Here is a 16,608-nt window from a genome sequence, read left to right on the forward strand (position 1 = left end):
AAATTAAAATTTTTAGTGTTGAGTTATTAGTTTTTAGTTGTGTTTTGTTGAGATGTTTTTATTATAGCTGTTAGTAACCTTATTAATTCATGAGCATCTGAAAGTAAATCATTGACATTAATATTTGTTAAATCACTTTCTTTTAATAAACGCAACCAATATTTAGTTTCTCTAGCTTCTTTAGATGAAATAGACATTTTAGCAATAAAGTCACGTTTACTCTGACCAGCTAAAGCTTCTTCAATGTTGGCTCCAATCGAAGTTCCACTTCTCAATAATTGTTTTGAAATTATAAATTCTTTTTCTTGATGTAATTTTTTGTACTGTGAAATAACTTTTAAAGAAAACTGAAAACTCTTATTTTGAACAATGCTTTCTTTCATTTCTAATTTTTTAACTCAAAACTAAACATTAATAATTAAAAACCTCGATAGGTAATTATTGGAAAAACACTTCCTTTCTTAAATATTACCTCTTCGGTTTTAGGAAGTTCTATAAAACCATCTGCAGCGACCAAACTAGCTAGATCACCAGAACCATTCCCTTTTACAGGCTTAGCGAATAATGTTCCGTTTTTGTTTTCTAATTTGACTTGTAAATAATATGTCAGATTTGGTTTAAAAGTTACATCTTCAGATAGAATTGCTTCTTGTATGTTATCTTCTATGGCTACCGATTTTTTATACCATGGATAAAAATAAACCATACAGTTTACAAAGGTAGATACTGGATTTCCTGGGAAGGCAAAAACAACTGTATTTTTTTTGTTTTCTGAGTTTTGATAAACATTTTTCTCTCCCATATCTAAAGCATCTGCAAAGCCAAACCAAAATGGTTTTCCTGGTCGTTGAGTCACCTTATGAAATAGCTTTTCTACTTTTAACTCTGATAATACTTCTGGTAAAAAATCAAACTTTCCTTTACTTACAGCTCCACTAAATAATAGTACATCGTATTCTTGTAAGTAGTTATAAATCTTTTCTTTTAAAACCTTTTTATTATCCGTTAAGTGTTTCGTTTGTGAAGGAATATTCAGATTATTTAATAAAGAAACTAAGGTATAAACATTTGATCTTCTTATTTGATAATCTAAAGGAGTTTCGTGTACATCAACTAGTTCGTCACCAGTAGAAATAATAAGTACTTTGGGTTGTTTGGCAACTTTTACATTAGCTTTTCCCACAGTTGCAATTACTCCAATTTCCGCAGGAGAAATAATAGTGTTTTCAGAAACTAAAATTGCTCCTTGCTTTTTGTCCTTTCCTTTTTGATGAATATTTTGCTGACTGTTTATTGTATCTACATTAATGGTTGCAATTCCGTCTACTATATCAACATCTTCATAACGAATTACAGTATCACAATTGTTAGGTAAAACAGCTCCAGTCATAACTTCTATACAGTTATTATCTTGTTGCATGGATAATTGTTTACTGCCAGCAGGTTGTATTCCTTCAATTTTAAAGTTTCTTTGTCCGTTTTTAAAAAAGGAATAATTAATTGCAATTCCATCCATAGCAACACGATTGAAAGGAGGGAAGTCTCTATCGGCAACAATATTTTCTTTTAAAACACGACCAGCAGATTGCATAAAAGGAATTTCTTCAACACCAAAATTCTGAGTGTTTTCTAATATGATATGTTTTGCTTCTTGTGTTGTTATCATTTGTAAGTTATGATATTGTATTTTGATTAACTATGTTTTTAGCAACTTTAGTTAATTTTAATTGTTCATTATTAAATCCGAGAAGAGATTTTAATTTATCTAAAAACGATTTTTGTTCTGGTTTAACAATATCCCATATTTCATTTGCTTTTTTTATCCATGTTTTTTCAAGTTACCCACCAATAGTACTCATACTTTCGCTTACATTTCCTTTTTTACGATTGGCTTCGGCAACAAAACCGTTTTCTGGCTTTTCTTTAATTAAGGATAAAAACAATTCTTTTAAATCTTCATTACTAGCACCATTTCTAATAAAGTCGCGCAGATTAAAAACACCATCGTCAAACAAACAATTTTTAAAAGTTCCAGTTGAAGTAATTCTTATTCGGTTGCAATCGTTGCAAATTGTTCGTGTAAAAGCAGGAATAATTCCTACAATCCCTTGGTGATTTTCAATAGAAAAATTACGTGATGTTGATGATTTTTCTGAAACAATTGCTTTTACATCGTATGCCGACTGTATTTCGTCTAAAATCTTAGTGTAATTCCAGTTTTCTTGAGTGTCGCGTAGCCCTTTTCCGTTAAAAGGCATTTCTTCAATAAAACGAACAGCTATATTTCTGTTTTTAGTTAAAGCCACAAAATCATTAATCTCATCAGTATTAAAACCCGATTGTACTACTACATTTAGTTTTAAATTCAACGAACTTTTTTCTAATAGTTCGAAAGTTTTATATACTTCTGGAAATACATCACGACGCGTAATCTTAGCAAATTTATCAGAATGTAAGCTATCAATACTTAAATTGATATTCTTAATTTTTTCAAGTTTTTCTAAGGTAGGAATGTGTTTTGAAACTAAAGCTCCGTTTGTAGTAATGTTAATAGCATCTAACAAATCGTTATAAGATAACATTTCTAAGAAAGACATGAAGTCTTTGCGAGCAAATGGTTCTCCTCCTGTTAATCTTACTTTATTAACGCCTAATTCGGTAAGTACACGAATAATTCGGTACATTTCTTTGTAGCTCAAAAGCTCTTTTCTAGGAACAATATCTATTCCATGAGCAGGCATACAATATTGACAACGAAGGTTACAACGATCGGTTACAGCCAATCGAACATAACTAATTTGTCTTCCAAAATTGTCAATAAGTTTACTCATACTGTAAAGATATGGATTAATGAGTCAATTATTTGCTGTCATTTATCATAGTTATATAAAAATTAACTTATGATATAGCGATGTTATATGATTTCCATTTTATTGAGTAAAAATGAAGCATTCATATTTTTACAAACCCCATCTTTCATTTTATAATCAAAATGAAGTTCGTTATTTAAAATTTCAGCATCAAAATAATAGTTCTCAATAGTTTTATATTCACTAGCTAATTCACATAAACTGACATCATGTGTTGCTATAATTCCAGTTGAATTTGAATTATTTAGTTTTTCAACAAATTTTTTAGATCCTATGGCTTTATCTTTACTATTGGTTCCTTTTAAAATTTCATCTAAAATGATAAAATAGTTTTCGGTTTTGATTTCGTTTACTATAAATTTTAAACGCTTCAACTCGGCATAAAAATATGATTCATCTTCGCTTAATGAATCTGAAGTTCGCATGCTGGTAATTAGTTTTATTGGATTGTAGTTAAATTCACTAGCACAAACAGGGAGGCCGCAATTAGCCATAACTATAGATAAAGAAACTGTTCTTAAAAAAGTACTTTTACCAGCCATATTTGCTCCAGTAACAATAAAAAATTGTTCTTTATCTATGGTGAAGTTATTATCAACTCTTTTTGAAGAATCTAATAATGGATGTCCTAGATTTTTAGCGTTTATAACATTTTTTTCTTTTTTAATAATTGGGAATACATAATCGTATTTATTAAAAGTAAAATTTGCTAATGAGTTTTGTGCATCAAAAAAAGAAACTACACTAAACCATTCTTCAACAGTGTTTTTGTAGGTGGAAATCCATTTTTCTATTTGAATAGAATTACGAATATCCCATAAAAACAAACCGTTACCTATTAGAGCAATTATAATATTATTTCGTTGGTCAAAGGCATCTAATTTTTTAGAAAATTCTTTAAAAATAGCTGATGCTTTCTTGTCTTTTAATCGAATTTTTTCTTGTTTTTCCTTTAGTGTTATATTAGAAAATTGTTCGTTTTCTATTTGTTCTAGAAGTTGATAGTATTGATTAAATGTATCTTTTGCTTTTCCTGTTTCTATTGATAATTGTTGAGTGTTTTTAATAAAAGAAACGGTAACTGATAAACCAATAAAAAACCAAATTAAAAGAACAGAAAATGGAACGAAGCTAAAACTTAATAAACCAATTAAAACAAGTGATATAAATGAAAATATGTACGATGAAACTTTTAAAAAAGATGGAAGTTTTTGTTCGTAGTTGTGTATCCAGTTTACAATTGCAGATGTTGAGGTTTTTGTTTGAATCAAGCTAGCAAGGGCTGTAAAATGTTGACGCCATTTTGCTTTTAATGATAGCTCTTTTATTATTTGCTGTTTCTCTTCAATATTAGAAATATCATTACTTGTTAAAGTAGTCGCTAGTAATTTCCTTCCTTCTAGTGTTGTAGTTCTGTTGAGGTATTGAAAAAAAGAACCATTTCCAAATAAGTCAATATCATTACTAAAATAATGATCTGGATTAACAAAATTATACCCTTCTACAAAATAATAGTAATTGCCTTTTAAGGCATCGATTTCATCTTGGTTAATTTTGAGTTTAGCTTGAGTAAGTCTTATATTTTCTTTTAATTGATTGTGTTTAAGAATTAAAAAAACAAAGCAAATTATAGCCAAAAAACTACCAATAAAAAGCATTTTTACTCCTGTTAATGCAAAATAGATAGAAAAAGAAATAGCTAAAAAAGTTATAAGTCTTAAAATACGGGTGTAAAACAACTGTTTTTTAAGTTTGGCAAGTGCTGTATTTAAGCTATTTATTTCTTCTTTGTAAAATGAAATAGGTTGTTGCATTGTTTTGTGAATGAAAATTGGTGTAAAAGTACGTATAGCAGCGTAAATATCTGTATAAAATCGTATTTTCGTTGTATGCCAACTTCATTAGAACTTCAAGTAAAAACGCTGCCTACATCTCCAGGAGTTTATCAATATTTTGATAAGGATGATGTAATTATTTATGTGGGTAAAGCAAAAAATTTAAAAAAGCGTGTTTCATCATATTTTACAAAGAATCATGAAAATGGTAAAACGAGAGTTTTAGTTAAAAAAATTGTACGAATAGAGCATGTTGTTGTTGATACTGAGACAGATGCTTTGTTGCTTGAAAATAACTTAATAAAAAAATACAAACCTAGATATAACGTTTTGCTAAAAGACGATAAATCATACCCATGGATTTGTATTAAGAAAGAACGTTTTCCTAGAGTGTTTTCAACTAGAAGAGTTATTAAAGATGGTTCTGAATATTTTGGTCCCTATACCAATATGAGAACTGTACATGCTCTGTTAGATTTAATTAAGGAATTGTATCCTCTAAGAACTTGTAATTATGACTTACATCAAGAGAAAATAGATTCTGGAAAATACAAAGTTTGTTTAGAGTATCACTTAGGTAATTGTAAAGGTGCTTGTGAAGGATATCAACATGAAGATGCTTACATGGATGATATTAGAGGAATCAGAAATATCATTAAAGGAAATTTTAAAGAAAGTTTAGAGCGATTACAAAATATCATGCTCGATTTTGCTTCTGAAATGAAATTTGAAGAAGCGCAAAAAATCAAAGATAAATTAGCTTCATTACAAAACTACCAAGCAAAGTCAACAATTGTAAACCCATCAATAAATAATGTAGATGTGTTCTCAATTATTTCTGATGAAACTCACGGGTATGCAAATTTCTTTAAGGTAATGAATGGTTCTATAGTTCAATCCTATACAACAGAAATCAAAAAGAAATTAGATGAAACTGATAAGGAGTTGTTAGAGTTATTTATTGTTGAAACACGTAATCGATTCAATTCTTTATCAAGAGAAGTATTTGTGCCTTTTAAAGTAGATTTAGGTGAGAAAATAAAAGTTACGGTACCTAAGTTAGGGGATAAAAAACGAATTGTTGAATTGTCTGAACGCAATGCAAAATATTATAGACAAGAACAATTTAAACAAATAAAGATTGTAGATCCAGATCGTCATGTAAAACGAATTATGGCTCAAATGCAAAAGGATTTACGTTTGCATGTAGAGCCAAGACATATTGAGTGTTTTGATAATTCAAACATTCAAGGAACGAATCCGGTAGCAGCTTGTGTTGTTTTTAAAGATGGTAAGCCAAGCAAAAAAGATTACCGTCATTTCAATATTAAAACAGTTGAAGGGCCAGACGATTTTGCTTCTATGGAAGAAGTTGTTTATCGTAGATATAAACGATTGTTAGATGAAAATCAATCATTACCTCAATTAATTGTAATAGATGGTGGAAAAGGGCAATTATCATCTGCATTAAAGAGTTTAGATGCATTAGGGTTAAGAGGAAAAATAGCTATTATAGGAATTGCTAAAAGATTAGAGGAAATTTATTATCCAGGAGATAGTGTTCCGCTATATTTAGATAAAAAATCTGAAAGTCTAAAAATAATTCAATACTTGCGTAATGAAGCGCACAGGTTTGGAATTACTTTCCATAGAAATAAGAGAAGCAAAAGTGCTATTCAATCGGAATTAGAGCAAATTCCAGATATAGGTAAACAAACGATAACGAATCTTTTACGTAAATTTAAATCAGCCAAAAGAGTAAAAGAAGCTACCTTAGATGACTTAAAAGAAGTAGTTGGTTTATCGAGAGCACAAAAGATTTATCAATACTATCAAAAAGAAAAAGAAAAAGAATGAGAAAGTTATTACTGTTATTATTTTTTCCAATGCTTATACTAGGACAAAATCAACCTAAAGTTGGTTTAGTGCTAAGTGGTGGTGGAGCAAAAGGATTTGCCCATATTGGAATATTAAAAGAGCTAGAAAAATCAGGAGTACATTTAGACTATATTGGAGGAACTAGTATGGGATCAATAGTTGGTGGATTATATGCCTCAGGTTACTCGGCAAGTCAAATAGAAAAAATAGTTTTAGATACTGATTTTATAACATTACTTCAAGATAAAATATCAAGAAGAGAAAAATCTCTTTTTAATAAAGAGCATGGAGAAAAGTATGCGATTACATTGCCAATTAAAGGAGGTAGCATTGGGTTGCCATTAGGTTTATCGAAAGGGCAAAATGTACTTAACTATTTGACTGAGTTATTAGCTCCGGTTGATGATATTAATGACTTTTCTAAGTTGCCAATTCCATTTTATTGTATTGCTACAAATATCGAAACAGGTGAGGAAGAGGTTTTAGAGAAAGGTTCTTTGCCTTTAGCTTTAAGAGCTAGTGCAGCTTTTCCTTCTTTGCTGAATCCAGTAGAGATTGATGGAAAATTGTTGGTTGACGGAGGGGTGGTGAATAATTTTCCTGTTGATGTAATGAGGAAAAAAGGTTTAGACCTTGTTATTGGGGTTAGTGTTCAGGGACAGTTGTTAAAAAGAGAAGAATTATCTTCAATAGCATCTTTATTGATGCAAATTGTGAACTTTCAGATGTATAAAAAGTCTGACGAACAAACACGATTGTTGAATATTTATATACGTCCAGATATTTTAGAGTACAGTGTAATTTCTTTCGATCAAAAAGGAGAAATTATAGAGAAAGGAATTGAAAAAGCAAAGTCTTATAAAGTTGTTTTTGATAGTATTGCTAAGTTACAGACGTATAAAAAGAAAAGGCCTGTACTTAAATTTACAAATGAGAAATTTTTAATAGATAAGGTTATAATAGAAGGAAATAAAAACTATACAAATAATCACATCTTAGGAAAAATGCAACTAAGGGAAGGTGATAGTGTTTCCTATAAAGATATTTCAAAGAAAATTAATACACTAACAGCTTCAAAAAACTTTAAAAGAATAGATTATCATTTTGAAAAATCTGTTAAAGGAAAGAAACTTGTGTTAACGGTAAAAGAAGAAAAGATACAATCTTATTTGCGATTTGGAGTGCATTACGATTTGCTTTATAAATCTGCAGTATTACTAAACTATAATTATAAAAAGTTATTTCTTCAAAATGATGAGTTATCACTAGATGTTGGTATTGGAGATAAAATTAGATATGATTTTGAGTATTTTGTAGATAATGGTTTAATACCTAGTTATGGGTTTAAATCTAGGTATAACAATTTTACTAGTGATTTTTTATTCAATAACAATTTAATTAACATTAGATATAGAGATTTTAGTAATAAAATTTATTTGCAAACAACAATGGATAAAAAGTTTGCCATTGGTGTTGGAATTGAACATAAAAACATAAAAGTAAGCTCTGAGAATGTTCTAACAAATGGACAAGAAACAATATTTGATTATAGTAACTATATAAATGGGTATTCTTTTTTAAAATTAGATACTTATAACAAAGCAATGTTTCCTACGGAAGGTTTCTATGCCGATATTGAATTTAAATGGTTTGTATGGTCAGATAGAAATAGTAGACTTTCTAGATTTGCACAAGGAAGTGATCCTTTTAGACAGTTTTCACAAATAAAAGGAACTTTAGGTTTTGCAACTACTTTCTATGATAAATTAACCTTTCAATATATTTCAGAAGCAGGTCTCACACTTGGAAAAAAATCTTCTCAAATGTTTGATTTTCGATTAGGGGGGTACAATCAAAATTATATTAATAATTTCACACCTTTCTATGGTTATGATACAGGGATGTTAAATGATCAATCATTTTTAAGGTCTGAATTTAATCTTAGGTATCAGATTTTTAATAACTATAAACATTATGCTGTCCTTATAGCTAACTATGCACGTGTTGAAGAAAATGTTTTTAAAGGAGCTAGTTTGTTCGATAACACCAAGTCAGGTTATGCAGTAGGTTATAGTGTAGAAACACTTTTAGGGCCTATAGAGTTAAAGTACAGTTGGTCGCCAGATCATAGAGAAAAATACTGGTTATTCAATTTAGGTTTCTGGTTTTAAGACATAAAAAAACCTCATTTTAACTAATAAAATGAGGTTTTATTTCATAATAAGATTGCCTTACTTACTTTTCTTTTTCTTCTTTAAAAAGAATTTATACTGTAGGTATTGATAAGCGTCTCTCGGTAATATTTTAATCCACTTTTTGTGTTGAACAAACCACTTAAAACGAATGGAATTAACGCCTTTTGTTAAATACGCAGCGATAAAAGGATGTACATTTAAAGTAATTTCCTTGTATTTTTTACCGCTATTAATTATGCGTTCTAATTCAGCTTCTATTTTATCTACTAAAACAATAGGAGCTTCAACTTCACCGTTTTTGTTAGGATTTGGTTCACGTGTTTTTATGTGTAATTCAGGTCGTACACGTTGTCTTGTAATTTGTACTAAACCAAATTTACTCGGAGGTAAAATTTTATGTTTTGTACGATCTAAAGACATAGCTTCTTTTAAATGTTGATATAATTTCTGTCTGTTTTCGGCAGTTTTCATATCAATAAAGTCAACAACTATAATTCCACCCATATCTCGTAACTGTAACTGACGAGCTATTTCGCTAGCGGCTATTAAATTGACTTCTAATGCAGTTTCTTCTTGGCTTAAAGCTTTGTTAGAACGATTTCCACTATTTACATCAATAACATGTAGTGCTTCAGTATGTTCTATAACTAAATAAGCTCCCTTGCTCATGGAAACTGTTTTTCCAAATGATGTTTTTATTTGACGTTCGATACCATATTTTTCAAAAATTGGTGTGTCAGATTTGTGTAGTTTCACAATGTTTTCCTTGTCAGGTGATATTTCTTGTAAATATTCTTTAATTTCAACCTTAAGGGCTTCATCATTGGTGATAATACTTGTAAAAGAATCGTTCATAACATCTCTTAAAATAGAAGATGCTCTGTTTAATTCACTCAGTATTTTAGTTGGTGTATTTTGATTTGCAATACTATTGCACATTGTTTTCCAACGATCAAGTGAATTTTGTAAATCTTTATCTAGTTCTGCTACCTTCTTTCCTTGGGCAACAGTACGTAAAATAAGTCCAAACCCTTTTGGTTTGATACTTTTTGCTAATTTTTTTAAACGTTCTTTTTCTTTTGGATCAGCTATTTTTTGCGATACTGATACTCTGTTTGAAAAAGGAACTAAAACTAAAAACCTACCTGCTATTGATAATTCCGAACTAATTCTCGGACCTTTGGTAGAAATAGGTTCTTTTACAATTTGTACTAATAAATTTTGACCTGATTTTAGTACATCATTAATGCTTCCATCTTTGTTGATATCATCTTCAAAGCGAAAGTTTTTTAAAGTGAATTCTTTATAATTACCTGTGCTTACTTTCTTAATGAATTTGTTTAAAGATTGTACTTGTGGCCCTAAATCGTGGTAATGTAAAAAACCATCTTTAGGATATCCAACATTTACAAAAGAAGCGTTAAGACCAGTCATTACCTTTCCTATCTTAGCAAGAAAAATATCTCCGACTGAAAATTTATTATCGCTTGTTTCTTTATTTAATTCAGTAAGTCTACCATCTCTTAATAAGGCGAAATCAATATCAGAAGAATTTGAACGAATTATTAATTCTGTTTTCATTCTGAATTTGGTTTTGTGCCAACGATTAATCGTAGACGGGTTAATTTGTAAACAGGTATAAATTATATACCATTTTAAGGTGTTAAAACCTTAATGTCAATGAACGTAAGCTATAAAAGCAACGAAAAAGTAAGCGTTAGCTTACTTTTTCTTATGACGATTTGCTCTTGCTCTTTTCTTTCTTTTGTGAGTAGAGATCTTTGCTCTCTTTCTTTTTTTACCACTTGGCATAATTGAAATGTTTTGTAAAACCTTTAAACAAAGGTTTTGGTTAATATTGTTTTATTATTTTACAGATACTTTAGTCTTAACACCCTCTGTAAACACTTTTGAAGGTTTAAAAGCAGGAATGTTGTGTGCAGGTATCTTGATAGTAGTGTTCTTAGAGATATTTCTACCAGTCTTTTCTGCTCTAGTCTTGATGATAAAGCTACCAAAACCTCTTAAATATACATTATCTCCACTCTCAAGTGCATCTTTTACTTCGTCCATAAATGCTTCAACAGTTGCTAAAACATCTGCTTTTTCAATTCCACTCTTATCTGAAATCTTAGATACGATATCTGCTTTTGTCATTCTATATATATTTTGAATTTATTTTTAAAAATGAGGGTGCAAATATATGATAATTAATCTATTCCGAAAAAAATAAGAATAAAAAAATCTAAATAAAATGCACTATTTTCGCTTACCCAATTTACATAAATGATTTTACCTAAACAACTAATTTACTGGTATTTACAAAATAAAAGAGACTTGCCTTGGCGTAAAACAAAGGACCCTTATAAGGTTTGGTTGAGTGAAATTATGCTTCAGCAAACTCGAGTTGCTCAAGGTTTGCCGTATTTTTTAAAATTTACAGAAGCATTTCCAACAGTGTTTGATTTAGCTAAATCAGATGAAAGTACAGTGCTTAAACTATGGCAAGGTTTAGGGTATTATTCTAGAGCAAGAAACCTGCATTTTACCTCCAAATATATAAGTGATGAATTGAAAGGAGTTTTTCCAAATAATTATAAGGAGTTATTAAAATTAAAAGGTGTAGGTGATTATACAGCGTCTGCTATTGCGTCTATTTGTTATGATGAACCAGTAGCAGTAGTTGATGGTAATGTATATAGAGTTTTGTCTCGTTTTTTTGGGATAAGTACACCTATTAATTCTACTAAAGGAATAAAGGAATTTAAGGAATTAGCAGGGACGTTAATTGACGTCAATCAGCCAGGAACCTATAATCAGGCAATTATGGATTTTGGTGCCTTACATTGTAAGCCACAAAATCCGTTATGTGATGAATGCCCAGTGTCTGAAAGTTGTGTGGCATTTGGGAAAAAATTAGTGAAAGAATTACCTGTTAAAGAGAAGAAAATTAAAGTTAAAAAGCGTTATTTTAATTATTTAGTAGTTGTTACTGATGATAATAAAACCTTATTTAATGAAAGGATTGGTAAAGGTATTTGGCAAGGTTTATATGAATTTCCTCTTTTAGAAACTAAAATGTCTATTTCAGAAGAAGAACTAATAGAACATAAACAGTTTTTAGAATTATTTCCTGATAAAACAACGATGTCTTTATTTAATAAGGAGGATATAGTGCATAAACTGTCGCATCAACATTTGTTTACTAAGTTTTGGATTGTAAAAACAAAGAAAGTAGAAGGAGAAACAGTAGGTTGGAATCAGGTGAAAAAATATCCTACACCTATATTAATAGATAAGTTTTTAAATGAATATTTAAGTGAGGCATTGTAATTTTTGTATATTTGATTTTACACTAATTTTTTAGCTATGGCAGGAACAATTAATAAGGTAATTTTGATAGGTCATTTAGGAGATGAGGTAAAAATGCATTATTTCGAAGGAGGTAATTCTGTAGGGCGTTTTCCTTTAGCTACAAATGAAACATATACCAATAGACAAACAGGAGAAAGAATAACAAATGTAGAATGGCATAATATTGTAGTACGTAATAAATTAGCTGAAATTTGTGAGAAATATTTAACAAAAGGAGACCGTGTATATTGTGAAGGACGAATTAAAACACGTCAATATGAGGTAGATGGTCAAAAAAGATATACTACTGAGATTCAAGTGCAAGACATGACTTTTTTATCAACTAAAAAAGATCCTAATAGTGTGCCTTCAAATATGAATCCTACACCAACTCAAGAAAGTAGTAAACCAACTCCTAATGTAGCTCCACAAGAAGACGATGATTTACCATTTTAGTTTAATTAAAATTTAAAAATTGGACCCAGAACCCGAATCTTTATTTTTAGCATTATCAAGTATCGACTTATTAACAACTCTTAACTGTTTATTGTTACTCTCATTGTTAATTTGTTCGGCTTTAGTGTCTGGTACAGAAATAGCCTTTTTTTCAATATCTCAAACGGAATTGGATGACTTAAAATCTAGTTCAAAAGGAGAAAATATTGTTGTAAAACTATTGAATAAACCTAAGAAATTATTAGGAACTATTTTAATAACGAACAACTTTATCAATATTCTTATTGTTTTAATTTTTGCGTCTTTAGGGGAAGTGTTTTTCAAAGGACTTACAGGCTGGGTTAAGTTTTTTGTTGAAGTGGTTTTTGTAACGTTTTTAATTTTACTATTTGGTGAAGTATTGCCTAAAGTATATGCGAGTAGAAAATCGTTACAGTTTGCTAGTTTTATGGCAAGACCATTACAATTTTTAAGTGTTATTTTAACACCTTTAAGTACGCCTTTAATTAAGCTTACTAGTATTGTTGAAAATAAGTTAGGTAATAAAAACAATAATCTATCTGTAGAACGTTTATCGCAAGCATTAGAGTTAACCTCAGAGGGAGCAACAACAAAAGACGAACAAAAGATATTAGAAGGAATTGTAAGTTTTGGTAATACTGAAACTGTACAAATTATGAAGCCAAGAACAGATGTTTGTGCTATTGCTGATGATGCATCATATGAAGAAGTTTTAAAAACTATTTTGCAAAATGGTTACTCAAGAAACCCTGTATATAATGAAAACATAGATAATATTAGAGGGGTTTTATATGCAAAAGATTTATTAGAGCATCTGAATAAGAAAACATTCAAATGGCAAAAATTAATTAGAGATCCTTTTTTTGTTCCAGAAAATAAAAAACTTGATGATTTGTTAAGCGAATTTCAAGAGCAGAAAAAGCACTTAGCTATTGTTGTTGATGAATATGGCGGAACAAGTGGGATAGTTACTTTAGAAGATGTTATTGAAGAAATAGTTGGAGATATAAATGATGAGTTTGATGATGATGATTTAACGTATTCTAAACTAGATGAAAATAACTATGTTTTTGAAGGGAAAATAACCATTAAAGATTTCTGTAGAGTTTTAGAAGATGATGATGTAGATAAGTTTGAAGAAGCAAAAGGAGAAAGTGAAACAATAGCTGGTTTTATTCTTGAAATATCAGGTAAGTTTCCTAAGAAAGGAGAGAAAATAAATTTTAGTAAGTATACGTTTACTATAGAGGTAATTGACAAAAAACGTATAAAACAAGTAAAAGCAACACGAAATGCATAAATTCTTATTACTAATTTTAGTAATGTTATTAATAAGCTGTGGTAATGAAACGTTACCAAAACCAAAAGGGTATTTAAGTTTAGAATACCCACAATTAGGGTATAATAAGCTAAATGATAATAGGCCTTATCGTTTTGATGTTGCTAAAAACACAACAATTAAAAATTTACCTCAAAATTGGATTAAAGTTCAGTATCCTAAGTTAAAAGCTTCAGTTGATATTACATATCGTCCAATACAAAACAACTTAAGAGAATTGTTAATGGAGTCTGAAAAGCTAGTTTTTGAACACGCTATTAAAGCCGATCAGATTACTGCTCCAGTAGAGTATTCTAATCCTAATAAAAAAGTTTATGGGAGTGTGTATCAAATATTAGGAAATGCAGCTTCTCAAGTACAGTTTCATGCTACTGATAGTAGTAAACACTTTTTAAAAGGATCTTTGTTTTTTTATACCAAACCTAATTATGATTCTATCTTACCAGCAGTTGAATATATTAAGAATGATATGATTCATATGATGGAAACATTAGAGTGGGAGAAGAAATGATTTAATATAAAAAATGCTATGAGATGAAAAAAATGATTCTGATTGCTTTGTTGTTCCTTTTTTATAATTGTAGTCAGAAATTATGTTATGAAGAAAGGTCTATCGATGAGTTAAAGAAGTTGTATTTGAATAATGAGCTGAACTATAGTTTTTATCAAGCTTTAAAAGAATATAAATTATCTGTTAACGACATTAAAAATGTTGAAAAACTTATAGAAGAAGGTTTTAAAAAATATAATAGAAACCTAAATAAAGGAAAGTATAAGTTGAAAAAGTTACCTAGTTTTAAACAATATGGTTACATTTTATCGCCTTGTATGAATAATAAAGGAGATAAATTAGTATTTGTTCATGCATATTGGACAAATGGAAATTGTTCTGATTTAGGATCTTTAGGTGAGTGGTTTGAAGTTTGCGATGGAGGTAGTTCAATGTTACAACTCGTAATTAATTTAACAAAAAAGAAAATTCCTTATGTAAAGCCAAATGGAGAAGCTTAATTTTAAGTTCTCAATTTTCTACTTTGAACCCATAAATAAAACTGCAATCCAAATAAAATAGCTCCAGATAATAAGTGTACTGCTTGTGTTCCTAATGGAAACTCAGCATAATACATTAAAATCCCTGTAATAGTTTCTAAAAAGATTAAGAAAACAATCCAATTCACAAGTTTAAAACCTAAGTCTTTAATTTGATTTAGATAAAACATTCCTAAGTTCACCAACACAATAGCAATGGTAAATGATCGGTGGAAATAAAATTTAAAATTAGGCTCTAATAAACTATACTGTTTGTTTTCAAAACCATACAATTTTACTTGCTCATCTATAAATTGACGTACTTGCGTTCCCATGGCAATTTGAATTAACGAAAATACTGCTGAAGCAATTACCAATTTGTTAAATAAAGAATTGTATTTGAAAGTTGTTTTTTTACGGTCAGAAACAATGTGTAATAGCCAAAGTAATAGCGCAATTATAAGTAAGCCAGCTACCATATGAATGGTAATGATAGTTGGTTTTAAATGGGTGTCTACAACAGTTTTTCCCAACCAAGCCTCAAAAAGCATTAAAAAGAATGCGCCAAAAGCTAGTAGTGTAATTTGTTTTTTCTCTTTCCAAAATGAAACAGAAGTAAAAATTAAGAGTAGAAAAGGAATACCTGCAAGCGCTGAAGATAATCGGTTAATGTATTCAGTCCAAGTATGGTACTTGTTAAACTTAGCGTAGCTGTGTTTAGTGTATTTAGACCAATTACTGCTATTAAATTCACTAGAGGTTATTAAATCACTTTCAGCAACAAATAAGGCTTCATCTTTTATAATAATCATGCCTTTTTCATAGGAGGTGTTAGGTTGCCAAGTAATTTGTTCTTCAGAGGTTGGAGGGATATAATAACCAAAACACTTTGGCCAATCTGGACATCCCATTCCAGAGCCTGTCATACGAACAACAGAACCTGCTAAAAAAATAAGATATACCGATATTAATGATATTTTTACTAGGAGAGGAAAGTGTTTTTTCATTACAAGAAATGTTTTTGCAAAGATAAGGTAAAACACAAAAAAAGCTTCTCATTTGAGAAGCTTGATTTTATTAATTTAAAGAAGAACTATGCTTTTTCTGTTTCGCCACAGCATTCTTTTTTACAATCTGTAGCGCAAGCTTGTTTGTTGCTTTCTTTTTTATCTGTATCAGCTTCTTTTGTTTCTTTTTTTGTCGCTTCAGAAGCTTTGTACATATCTCCACTTCCAATTCCTTCTACAAAAGAAATTAAGTCTTCTTTGTTAGTAATATTCGCGTCGTATTTTACAGTAGCAATACTATCTTTAAATATAACTTTTGCTTCTAATACACCTTCTTTTTTAGATAAATCAGAAGCTATCTTTTTAGCACAACCTATTTCACAAGTCATTCCAGAAATGTTTAAAGAAAGTTCTTTAGCATCTGCTGCAACTACAGTTTTAGGAGCTTTGTTAGTGTCTTCTTTTTTTGCTTCGTTTTTACATCCTACAGCTAAAAAGCTAACTAAAGTTAAGGCTAAAAGTATTTTTTGAATTTTCATCATTTCTATTTATTGGTTTATTTGACAAAGTTATTAATAAAATCAATTTTTTAAATGAAAATAGTCGATTTTTGTCGTTAAATGA

Annotated in this window: 15 protein-coding genes; 7 read left to right on the forward strand and 8 right to left on the reverse strand. The window is 29.6% G+C overall.

Translation table 11 applies throughout. The features are described 5' to 3' along the window. Positions 1–26 precede the first annotated feature (26 nt). The 4 genes from F7018_RS01390 to F7018_RS01405 form a co-directional block, all read right to left on the reverse strand. Positions 27–383: a four helix bundle protein gene (locus F7018_RS01390; protein ID WP_150898187.1), complete on the reverse strand. Its 357-nt coding sequence runs from the start codon at positions 381–383 to the stop codon at positions 27–29. A 35-nt stretch (positions 384–418) separates the two neighbouring features. After that, the gene (locus F7018_RS01395; RefSeq protein ID WP_150898188.1) at positions 419–1,666 is read right to left on the reverse strand and encodes a molybdopterin molybdotransferase MoeA; all 1,248 of its coding nucleotides are present in this window, start codon (positions 1,664–1,666) and stop codon (positions 419–421) included. 172 nt (positions 1,667–1,838) lie between these two features. Continuing rightward, positions 1,839–2,831, reverse strand: a complete 993-nt coding sequence (gene moaA, locus F7018_RS01400; RefSeq protein ID WP_150898189.1) for a GTP 3',8-cyclase MoaA — start codon at positions 2,829–2,831, stop codon at positions 1,839–1,841. An 83-nt stretch (positions 2,832–2,914) separates the two neighbouring features. Further along, the gene (locus tag F7018_RS01405; protein WP_150898190.1) at positions 2,915–4,684 is read right to left on the reverse strand and encodes a MutS-related protein; all 1,770 of its coding nucleotides are present in this window, start codon (positions 4,682–4,684) and stop codon (positions 2,915–2,917) included. A gap of 75 nt (positions 4,685–4,759) precedes the next feature. Here F7018_RS01405 and uvrC point away from each other — a divergent pair, with 75 nt between their 5' ends. Together uvrC and F7018_RS01415 are read left to right on the forward strand one after the other, a co-directional pair. Beyond that, positions 4,760–6,562 carry an excinuclease ABC subunit UvrC gene (gene uvrC / locus F7018_RS01410; RefSeq protein WP_150898191.1) on the forward strand — a complete coding sequence of 601 codons (1,803 nt, stop codon included), beginning with the start codon at positions 4,760–4,762 and terminating at the stop codon, positions 6,560–6,562. Beyond that, entirely contained in the window at positions 6,559–8,754 is a 2,196-nt protein-coding gene (locus F7018_RS01415) for a patatin-like phospholipase family protein (protein ID WP_150898192.1), read from the forward strand. Before uvrC ends, F7018_RS01415 begins: the two co-directional genes overlap by 4 nt. A 60-nt stretch (positions 8,755–8,814) precedes the next feature. Here the strand turns inward: F7018_RS01415 and F7018_RS01420 are convergent, their stop codons facing one another. Together F7018_RS01420 and F7018_RS01425 are read right to left on the reverse strand one after the other, a co-directional pair. After that, a complete protein-coding gene (locus F7018_RS01420; RefSeq protein WP_150898193.1) occupies positions 8,815–10,359 on the reverse strand; it encodes an Rne/Rng family ribonuclease in 1,545 nt (514 codons plus the stop codon). A 285-nt stretch (positions 10,360–10,644) separates the two neighbouring features. Further along, positions 10,645–10,935, reverse strand: a complete 291-nt coding sequence (locus F7018_RS01425) for an HU family DNA-binding protein (protein ID WP_068702156.1) — start codon at positions 10,933–10,935, stop codon at positions 10,645–10,647. 129 nt (positions 10,936–11,064) lie between these two features. Between F7018_RS01425 and mutY the strand changes: the two genes are divergently transcribed. Genes mutY through F7018_RS01450 form a run of 5 tightly spaced genes read left to right on the forward strand, consistent with a single transcriptional unit; the run spans position 11,065 to position 14,959 of the window. Continuing rightward, complete coding sequence (mutY, locus tag F7018_RS01430; RefSeq protein WP_150898194.1) at positions 11,065–12,111, forward strand: A/G-specific adenine glycosylase; 1,047 nt, start codon at positions 11,065–11,067, stop codon at positions 12,109–12,111. Positions 12,112–12,147: 36 nt separating this feature from the next. Further along, a complete protein-coding gene (locus F7018_RS01435; RefSeq protein ID WP_150898195.1) occupies positions 12,148–12,588 on the forward strand; it encodes a single-stranded DNA-binding protein in 441 nt (146 codons plus the stop codon). Positions 12,589–12,607: 19 nt separating this feature from the next. Beyond that, the gene (gene gldE / locus F7018_RS01440; protein WP_175578607.1) at positions 12,608–13,909 is read left to right on the forward strand and encodes a gliding motility-associated protein GldE; all 1,302 of its coding nucleotides are present in this window, start codon (positions 12,608–12,610) and stop codon (positions 13,907–13,909) included. Then, positions 13,902–14,459 carry a gliding motility lipoprotein GldD gene (gldD, locus tag F7018_RS01445; protein WP_150898196.1) on the forward strand — a complete coding sequence of 186 codons (558 nt, stop codon included), beginning with the start codon at positions 13,902–13,904 and terminating at the stop codon, positions 14,457–14,459. The genes gldE and gldD overlap by 8 nt, the downstream gene beginning before the upstream one ends. 23 nt (positions 14,460–14,482) lie before the next feature. After that, entirely contained in the window at positions 14,483–14,959 is a 477-nt protein-coding gene (locus F7018_RS01450) for a hypothetical protein (RefSeq protein ID WP_150898197.1), read from the forward strand. A gap of 2 nt (positions 14,960–14,961) precedes the next feature. Here F7018_RS01450 and F7018_RS01455 read toward each other — a convergent pair whose 3' ends face one another. Both F7018_RS01455 and F7018_RS01460 read right to left on the reverse strand, forming a co-directional pair. Next, positions 14,962–15,984 carry a COX15/CtaA family protein gene (locus F7018_RS01455; protein WP_150898198.1) on the reverse strand — a complete coding sequence of 341 codons (1,023 nt, stop codon included), beginning with the start codon at positions 15,982–15,984 and terminating at the stop codon, positions 14,962–14,964. Between the two features lie 86 nt (positions 15,985–16,070). Next, positions 16,071–16,526, reverse strand: a complete 456-nt coding sequence (locus tag F7018_RS01460; RefSeq protein ID WP_235274400.1) for a cation transporter — start codon at positions 16,524–16,526, stop codon at positions 16,071–16,073. Positions 16,527–16,608: the final 82 nt, after the last annotated feature.

This window comes from Tenacibaculum aiptasiae, assembly GCF_008806755.1.
In the GTDB taxonomy this organism is placed as follows: Bacteria; Bacteroidota; Bacteroidia; order Flavobacteriales; family Flavobacteriaceae; genus Polaribacter; species Polaribacter aiptasiae.

Excerpts from the sequence above, each read along its gene's own strand:
- F7018_RS01425 (WP_068702156.1), bottom strand. The coding sequence starts at position 10,935 with ATGACAAAAGCAGATATCGTATCTAAGATTTCAGATAAGAGTGGAATT.
- F7018_RS01460 (WP_235274400.1), bottom strand. The coding sequence starts at position 16,526 with ATGATGAAAATTCAAAAAATACTTTTAGCCTTAACTTTAGTTAGCTTT.
- mutY (WP_150898194.1), top strand. The coding sequence starts at position 11,065 with ATGATTTTACCTAAACAACTAATTTACTGGTATTTACAAAATAAAAGA.
- F7018_RS01450 (WP_150898197.1), top strand. The coding sequence starts at position 14,483 with ATGAAAAAAATGATTCTGATTGCTTTGTTGTTCCTTTTTTATAATTGT.
- F7018_RS01415 (WP_150898192.1), top strand. The coding sequence starts at position 6,559 with ATGAGAAAGTTATTACTGTTATTATTTTTTCCAATGCTTATACTAGGA.
- uvrC (WP_150898191.1), top strand. The coding sequence starts at position 4,760 with ATGCCAACTTCATTAGAACTTCAAGTAAAAACGCTGCCTACATCTCCA.
- moaA (WP_150898189.1), bottom strand. The coding sequence starts at position 2,831 with ATGAGTAAACTTATTGACAATTTTGGAAGACAAATTAGTTATGTTCGA.
- gldD (WP_150898196.1), top strand. The coding sequence starts at position 13,902 with ATGCATAAATTCTTATTACTAATTTTAGTAATGTTATTAATAAGCTGT.
- F7018_RS01405 (WP_150898190.1), bottom strand. The coding sequence starts at position 4,684 with ATGCAACAACCTATTTCATTTTACAAAGAAGAAATAAATAGCTTAAAT.
- F7018_RS01420 (WP_150898193.1), bottom strand. The coding sequence starts at position 10,359 with ATGAAAACAGAATTAATAATTCGTTCAAATTCTTCTGATATTGATTTC.
- F7018_RS01435 (WP_150898195.1), top strand. The coding sequence starts at position 12,148 with ATGGCAGGAACAATTAATAAGGTAATTTTGATAGGTCATTTAGGAGAT.
- F7018_RS01390 (WP_150898187.1), bottom strand. The coding sequence starts at position 383 with ATGAAAGAAAGCATTGTTCAAAATAAGAGTTTTCAGTTTTCTTTAAAA.
- F7018_RS01395 (WP_150898188.1), bottom strand. The coding sequence starts at position 1,666 with ATGATAACAACACAAGAAGCAAAACATATCATATTAGAAAACACTCAG.
- F7018_RS01455 (WP_150898198.1), bottom strand. The coding sequence starts at position 15,984 with ATGAAAAAACACTTTCCTCTCCTAGTAAAAATATCATTAATATCGGTA.